General features: G+C 57.1%; 6 protein-coding genes. 1 reads left to right on the top strand and 5 read right to left on the bottom strand.

Features of this window, described 5'->3' with window-relative positions:
- Nucleotides 1–62: 62 nt before the first annotated feature.
- From moaE to PMI23_RS05555, 5 genes are all read right to left on the bottom strand, one after another.
- Complete coding sequence (moaE, locus tag PMI23_RS05575) at nucleotides 63–515, bottom strand: molybdopterin synthase catalytic subunit MoaE (protein ID WP_007914312.1); 453 nt, start codon at nucleotides 513–515, stop codon at nucleotides 63–65.
- A gap of 3 nt (nucleotides 516–518) precedes the next feature.
- The gene (locus PMI23_RS05570; RefSeq protein ID WP_007914311.1) at nucleotides 519–773 is read right to left on the bottom strand and encodes a MoaD/ThiS family protein; all 255 of its coding nucleotides are present in this window, start codon (nucleotides 771–773) and stop codon (nucleotides 519–521) included.
- Entirely contained in the window at nucleotides 770–1,243 is a 474-nt protein-coding gene (moaC, locus tag PMI23_RS05565) for a cyclic pyranopterin monophosphate synthase MoaC (protein ID WP_007914310.1), read from the bottom strand. The genes PMI23_RS05570 and moaC overlap by 4 nt, the downstream gene beginning before the upstream one ends.
- A gap of 228 nt (nucleotides 1,244–1,471) precedes the next feature.
- Nucleotides 1,472–2,866, bottom strand: coding sequence for a PhoH family protein (locus PMI23_RS05560; RefSeq protein WP_007914309.1), 1,395 nt, complete (start codon nucleotides 2,864–2,866; stop codon nucleotides 1,472–1,474).
- Between the two features lie 337 nt (nucleotides 2,867–3,203).
- Nucleotides 3,204–4,328: a polysaccharide deacetylase family protein gene (locus tag PMI23_RS05555; protein ID WP_007914308.1), complete on the bottom strand. Its 1,125-nt coding sequence runs from the start codon at nucleotides 4,326–4,328 to the stop codon at nucleotides 3,204–3,206.
- A gap of 391 nt (nucleotides 4,329–4,719) precedes the next feature.
- Between PMI23_RS05555 and yaaA the strand changes: the two genes are divergently transcribed.
- Nucleotides 4,720–5,499, top strand: a complete 780-nt coding sequence (gene yaaA / locus PMI23_RS05550; RefSeq protein WP_007914306.1) for a peroxide stress protein YaaA — start codon at nucleotides 4,720–4,722, stop codon at nucleotides 5,497–5,499.
- Nucleotides 5,500–6,191 lie beyond the last annotated feature (692 nt).

Below are 6,191 nucleotides of genomic sequence, written 5' to 3'. Positions count from 1 at the left end.
GCAGCTCCTACAGGGGTATGCCGACCCAATGTAGGAGCTGCCGAAGGCTGCGATCTTTTGATTTACTTTTTCCAGCGATCCGCGGCGGCATGATCACTGTCCCGCCCTTCAACCCATCGCGGCCCGTCGCTGGTGTTTTCCTTCTTCCAGAACGGTGCGCGGGTTTTCAGGTAGTCCATGACGAAGGCACAAGCATCGAAGGCGGCCTGGCGATGGGCACTGGCAGCGCCGACAAACACGATCGGTTCGCCCGGTTCCAGTGCACCGATGCGATGCAGCACTTCCAGCTTCAACAGCGGCCAGCGCTGCTCGGCTTCGCTGGCGATCTTGCCGAGGGCTTTTTCGGTCATGCCCGGATAGTGCTCGAGGAACATTCCCGCCACATCCAGGCCATCGTTGAAGTCGCGCACATAGCCGACAAAACTCACCACTGCGCCGACGCCGACATTGGCCGCGTGCATCGCGTTGACTTCAGCGCCCGGATCGAACGGCGTGGCCTGCACGCGAATCGCCATGGTTCAGCCTCCGGTCACGGTAGGGAAAAACGCAACTTCGTCGCCATCGGTCACTGGTTCGTCGAGCTGGCAGAGGTCTTCGTTGCGTGCACACATCAGGTTTTGTTCGCTCAGCACCTCGGCGCCGTCACGTTGCGCCTGCATTTGAAGAACATGTGCTCGCACGTCGTCGACGGTAGCGAAATCACCCTCAACCTTCAGCGAGTCCACACCCAGCGCTTCACGGTAACGGGCAAAAAACTTCACGGTCAGGTTCATGGCTGCTCCGCTTGAAAGTGGCCGCTCTTGCCGCCGACCTTCTCCAGCAAGCGCACGCTTTCGATGGTCATGCCACGATCGACGGCTTTGCACATATCGTAGATGGTCAGGGCGGCGACACTGGCGGCGGTCAGCGCTTCCATCTCGACGCCGGTCTGCCCGGACAGTTTGCAGCGGGCGACGATGCGCACGGTGTCTTCGCCATCAGCGCTGAGTTCGACTTTGACACCCGTCAGCATCAGCGGGTGGCAGAGGGGAATCAGATCACTGGTTTTCTTCGCCGCTTGAATGCCGGCAATGCGCGCCACGGCGAACACGTCACCCTTTGGGTGGCCGCCGCTGACGATCATCTGCAGCGTTGCGGGGAGCATGCGCACCAGCGCTTGGGCCGTCGCTTCACGGAACGTCACGGCTTTTTCGGTGACGTCGACCATGTTGGCGCGACCTTGGGAATCGAGATGAGTCAGCACGGGATTACTCCTGATCAGGAGCGTGGATTGTAAACCTGCGGGTCAAATTTCCGCACGCACGAATATGGTGTTCATCGTGTAGGAGCTGCCGAAGGCTGCGATCTTTTGACTTTGATTTTTAAAAACAAGATCAAAAGATCGCAGCCTTCGGCAGCTCCTACATTGGGATTTGTGCAGGGGCATAAAAAACCGGACGGCTTTTGGGGCCGCCCGGTTTTGGGTGAAGGGTTACAAATGCGATTCGGCGTATTCAGCCAGAATCGAGCGAGGCACCCCTTGCAGGGTGATGTGCACACCGTTGGGGAAATCCTTGAAGCGTTCAGTCAGGTAGGTCAGCCCGGAGCTGGTCGCGGACAGGTAAGGGGTGTCGATCTGTGCGAGGTTGCCCAGGCACACCACTTTGGAACCGGCGCCGGCACGGGTGATGATGGTTTTCATCTGGTGCGGCGTGAGGTTCTGGCATTCGTCGATCAGGATCAGGCTCTGCTGGAAGCTGCGACCGCGAATGTAGTTGAGCGATTTGAACTGCAACGGCACTTTGCTGAGGATGTAATCGACGCTGCCATGGGTGTTTTCGTCATCCATGTGCAAGGCTTCGAGGTTGTCGGTGATGGCGCCCAGCCACGGCTCCATCTTTTCCGCTTCAGTACCGGGCAGGAAGCCGATTTCCTGGTCCAGACCCTGCACGCTGCGGGTGGCAATGATGCGGCGATAACGCTTGCTGACCATGGTCTGCTCGATCGCCGCGGCCAGCGCCAGAATGGTTTTACCGGAGCCTGCGGCCCCCGACAGATTGACCAGATGAATGTCCGGATCCAGCAACGCGTACAGCGCCAGACTCTGATAAATGTCGCGCGGCTTGAGCCCCCAGGCCTCTTGATGCAGCAGCGGTTCCTGATGCAGGTCGAGGATCAGCAGCTTGGCCTCATCGATCTCCTTGATCCAGCCGACAAAGCCCTGTTCGTCAATGATGAACTCGTTGATGTGCACTGCCGGCAGGTTGTCGATCAGTTGCACTTGATGCCAGGTGCGGCCGTGATCCTGACGGGTGTCGACCTTGCTCACGCGGTCCCAGAAGGAGCCGGTCATGTTGTGGTAGCCGTTGGGCAGCAGGGACACATCATCGACCAGTTGGTCGGTGCTGTAATCCTCGGCATCGATGCCACAGGCGCGCGCCTTGAGGCGCATGTTGATGTCTTTGGTGACCAGCACCACCGGTTTTTTCGGATCGCGGGTGTGCAGGTCGATCAGTTGGTTGATGATTTTGTTGTCGTTCAGGTGCTCGGGCAGAATCAGGTTCGATTCGGCCTGTTTGCTCATCAGAATTGACAGCAAGCCCTTCGGCCCGCCTTTGCCGCGCTGGATCGGCACACCCAGTTCGACGTCTTCCGGGGACGCATCGCCCAGGGTCTTGTCGATCAGCCGGATGGCCTGACGGCATTCAGCGGCCACGCTGTGATGCCCGCTCTTGAGCTTGTCCAGCTCTTCAAGCACGGTCATCGGGATCGCGACGTGGTGTTCTTCGAAATTCAGCAGGGCGTTTGGATCGTGAATCAATACGTTGGTATCGAGTACATAAAGGATTGGCTGGTTGGAGGAAGGGCTACGTCCGTGATCATCCATACTCGGTCACCTTTGTCAGAGCCAGTAGACGCAATACCTGAGCGGTGCTGCGCCTCGAAGTGACTGCCGAAATCTCACCTGCGGAGATTCAAGTGACTGCAAACAAACGGGTCTTGGAAGACGCCACCTGTGTTGCAGGTTTCGGCGGTCTGTCTTCGTAATACTCCAAAACCGATGACATAAAAAAGTACTTTGACGGTTTTTTTAAGTTTATTTTGCAGAGTGACGAAAAGCCCTTGGCGGACTGTCCATAGCCCGCTAAAGTCGGAAGTCCGCCTGCACCGAAATTCCGTAAAAAATCGCCCCAAGCCCAATGTTTCCGGGCTTTTGCCGTTTCTCAGCGAAACGCGTCCTGACAGTCCTCCCAACCGATGCCGCTTTGCGCGGTTTGCGTGATCAACCACGGCAACGAGGTCTTCACCGCGTCTTGTTTCATGTTGAAATTGATCACCCCGTGGCGCCACAACAGCATCAGGGTCAGCACCCGCTGCGCACTCGGCGCGCCCTTGAGTTTGCCCGCGCCGTCCTGGGCATCGATGTCCCACAGCGCCACTTGCAGGCCCTGGGTGTTGAAGAAACCTTGTGCATCGCTGCGGCGCTGCCCTTCCGGCGGACGGAACAGCGGCACGTAGTTTTCCGGCAACTTGTTCTTCACCAGATCAGCGCTACGCCGCACTGAATCCTGCCAGTCCTGCCAGTGGCTGTGGGAACGGAACTCCCAGCCTTGAACGCCGACGCACTGTCTCGAGAACTCTGCTTGCAGGCTGCTGACCGAGCGATCAGCCAACCGCGCCTGAATATCCTTGCCCAACACAAAGAATGTGCCGCTCAGGTTTGCCTTGCGCAGGTATTCGGTGAGCCAACCGGTGTTGTCCGGTTGCAGGTTGGCGGCGCTGTCGAACGTCAGCAGAAACAGGCGGTCGTGCATCTCGTCGCCGTTGCGCTCGTAGTCACCGAAACGATCGAATTCGTTGCTGGTCTGTGGGGACAGAGCGGCCTTGCGCAGCAACTCGTCGAGATATTGCACATGGAAGATCCGGCTCGGTTCGGCCCACTTGGTGTAATAACTGTCGTCGCTGACCACGAACTTGGCGGCTTGCTCGCGCAGCGTCGGCAGGTCTTCGACAAGGAAACAGAACGAGGCGTCCTGATCACAGCTTTGCTGGGCGTAGTTGTAGTTGGCCAGCAGACGCTGCCAGAGGCGTTGACGCAGAATATTGACCGCATCGATGTTGACCGTGCGCAAGCCCAGACGCGGACCCAGAGCAGCCTCGTCCATCGACTCAGTGCCCAGCAGGACACGGGCGAACATGAGGATTTCCGCCCGTGAGGCCACGTCAAACAGCGTCGGGTTGCTGAGCTGCTCTGGCCAGGTACTGCGATCCAGCGTCGCCACATCGCCCGGCGCCGCGACGGCACCGACGCTCAACAGCCACGCGGTGAATAAAAGAACAATGCGCAAAAGGGATGTCTCCATAACAAAACCCGCGCGGCACTATAGCTGATGTGCAAGGCTGAAGGACGCCGCCCTCCCCCCAGCCCTCCCGAAACGTCGGACCGCCCGGGGGGAGAGCCCGGGGGGAGAGGGGGGAGGGGAGCTGACCGAGTATCGCTGACCGAGTATCGCTTTCGATATATCGCTTTCGATATCCGCCAATCGGAACTACCGAGTCGCACGCAAATTTTGAAATCAGTGAGATCGGCGCCCTCTCCCTCTGGGAGAGGGCTGGGGTGAGGGAAACATCCACCAGTCGTCGCAAATGCCCAAGCTTCCCCACACCTATTGCCCCCATAGCTGGAGTCAACTCGGACAACCCCCTAGAATCGCCCCCACGATTAAAGGAGACGACTTCATGCTGATGGTGATTTCCCCCGCCAAGACCCTCGATTACGAAACACCGCCGGCGACCCAGCGCTTCACCCAGCCGCAATACCTTGACCACTCGCAGGAACTGATCCAGCAACTGCGCGACCTGACGCCTGCACAAATCAGCGAGCTGATGCATGTGTCCGACAAGATCGGCGGGCTCAATGCCGCGCGTTTCGGCAGCTGGACACCCGCGTTCACTCCGGACAACGCCAAGCAGGCGCTGCTCGCGTTCAAGGGTGACGTCTACACCGGTCTCGACGCGCAATCCTTCAGTGAAGCCAATTTCGATTACGCGCAAAAACACCTGCGCATGCTCTCCGGCCTCTATGGCTTGCTGCGCCCGCTCGACCTGATGCAACCGTATCGCCTGGAAATGGGCACCAAACTGGCCAACGCCCGGGGCAAGGACTTGTACGCTTTCTGGGGCACGCGCATCAGCGAATGGCTGAACGAAGCGCTGGTCGATCAGGGCGACGATGTGCTGCTCAACCTTGCGTCCAACGAGTACTTCTCGGCGGTCAAACGCACGGCCCTGAACGCGCGGATCATCAACACCGAGTTCAAGGATCAGAAGAACGGCCAGTACAAGATCATCAGCTTCTACGCGAAGAAAGCGCGGGGCCTGATGAGCCGTTTTGTGATCCAGGAAAAGATCAACGATCCGGCCCTGCTCAAGCAGTTCGATGTTCAGGGTTATCGCTACAGCGCCGAGCATTCGAAACCGGACAATCTGGTATTTCTGCGCGACCATGCCCCCGAATAAAGCATGCCTAATGCACGACTCTTAATATCAAGAGTCGTGCAGCTCGCACGATGTCAAAAAACCCTCGCTACATTTCGCCATTTTACTGGCGCCAGAAAAACCTCCCTGTCTTTTCTAAGATTAGTTTCACTCGACACTGATCATTTTTTTCAGTAGTGGCACCTAAATTTTTTCACCGTAGTGGCACAAAACTATCTAACGTGATTTTTCGCCTGTTATTAAAGGTCGAAAACGAAAGTGCTATCAAATTGAGACTAGTGCCATCTCTGACAATATTTCAAGAAATTTCAGATTTCGCGATGAGCGGACAGGAACTTCGTCCGAATGCATAGCTCATACCACCGGTAACGATTCTCGCCGAGTTTGTACGAGATAACTTACGCGGAGCAGATGGCCATGTAACCAAGTTGTCACAGCAACTTGCCTAGATGACTAACTAGTCTCAAAACAGACAATGGACAGGAGATACGCACCATTAATATCCCCTACAAAGGCCATGGCCGCGCCCTTATAAACGTGCTCGCCTGAGCACCCAACCGCTTGATTTACGGGACTTTCATCCCGACATCGAGCGCGCAAGACGATTGCACAAGAGTCTTCTCCAAAGAAGATCGGATGCATAACAGGGCACGTCATAACAACAAGGCCTGGTTACGCACATCTTGAGTGCACTTATTTAGACACTCGAAACT

This window comes from Pseudomonas sp. GM24 (assembly GCF_000282235.1).
In the GTDB taxonomy this organism is placed as follows: domain Bacteria; phylum Pseudomonadota; class Gammaproteobacteria; order Pseudomonadales; family Pseudomonadaceae; genus Aquipseudomonas.
This window is presented reverse-complemented; position numbering and strand designations above follow the sequence as displayed.